The 1,348-nt window shown below is 70.8% G+C and carries 1 protein-coding gene; it reads right to left on the reverse strand.

The window, feature by feature from the left end; translation table 11 throughout:
- A partial coding sequence (locus tag I0Q12_RS26750; RefSeq protein WP_307846555.1) for a condensation domain-containing protein occupies positions 1-1,307 on the reverse strand: 1,307 nt, incomplete at its 3' end.
- Between the last annotated feature and the right edge of the window lie 41 nt (positions 1,308-1,348).

Here is a 1,348-nt window from a genome sequence, read left to right on the forward strand (position 1 = left end):
CCGCGGACCTGCGCACCGTGGAAGCTCGGTGCCGTCGGGCGCGGCCGATCCAACGCGATCGACGACGAGACCGGTGCCTCGTCGAGGACCCGCGCCCAGTAGGCGCTCTGCTCGGCACGCACCGAGTCCGGGTCGTCGGCCGACCCGAGGAGCTCGCGCTGCCACACCGCGTAGTCGGCGTACTGCACTGCCGGCACGTCCCATTCGGGTGTGTGGCCGGCGCGGCGGGCCCGGTACGCGGCGGACAGGTCGGACATCACGGTCGGGAACGACCAGTCGTCGATCGCCGCGTGGTGCACGGAGAGCACGAGCACGCACTCGTCGGCCGCGGTGCGCAGAATCAGTGCACGCAGCGGCAGGTCGGTGTCGAGTCGGAACGGCCGGCGGCCGAACTCGTCGACGCGGCCCCGGGCCTGCACCGGATCGGTGCACTCCGCGACGGTGACGTCGAGTTGCCCTGCGACAGCTGCCGGTTCGACGATCCGCTGATACACGGCCGCATCGGATTCGGTGACGGTGTCGGCCGGAATCAGCAGGGTGCGCAACGCCTCGTGCCGTCGAACGAGATCGGCGACGGCCGCGGCGAGCGCGTCGGCGTCGACCTGTCCGCGCAGACGCAGGACGGTCGGCACGTTGTACTGCGCGTCCACCCCGGTGAGCTGCTCGATCATCCACAGCGACTGCTGGCCGTAGGACGCGGGCAGCGGATCCGGACGCACCGCGTCCCCGACGCGAGGACGATGCGCGACGCGACAGGCACCGTCGAGGGCTGCGGCGAGCGTGCCGACGGTCGGGGTCTCGAAGATCGAACGCAGGGACAGGGACACTTCGTGCTCGGCGTTGAGGCGCGTGAGAACCCTTGTCGCGGACAGGGAATGCCCACCGAGCGCGAAGAAGTCACTGTCGACGCCGACGGTCACGGTGTCGTCGAGATCCAACGCGGACCGGAAGGCACGCGCGACCGACAGCTCCGCTGGCGTCTGCGGCTCGCGGCCGGCGTGGTCCGCGGCCTCGGGCACGGGCAGCGCGGCGCGGTCGAGCTTGCCGTTCGCGGTGATAGGCAGCTCCGGCAGCACCACCAGCGCCGACGGCACGAGGTGGGCCGGCAGCGTGTCGACGAGCCGGGCCCGCAGGGCAGTAGGATCGAGTTCGTCCACCGCGCAACCGTTTTCGGGCGTGACGTAGGCGACCAGACGGGTCTCCACGCCGGCGCCGTGGGCGATGACGGTCGCGGAACCGACGACGTCGATCGCGGTGAGCGCGGCTTCGATCTCACCGACCTCGATGCGCTGACCGCGGATCTTCACCTGAAAATCCGACCGACCCACATACTCCAAACCACCCGACG

Origin of the sequence: Rhodococcus sp. CX, assembly GCF_015865005.1 — a bacterium.
Classification (GTDB): domain Bacteria; phylum Actinomycetota; class Actinomycetes; order Mycobacteriales; family Mycobacteriaceae; genus Rhodococcus.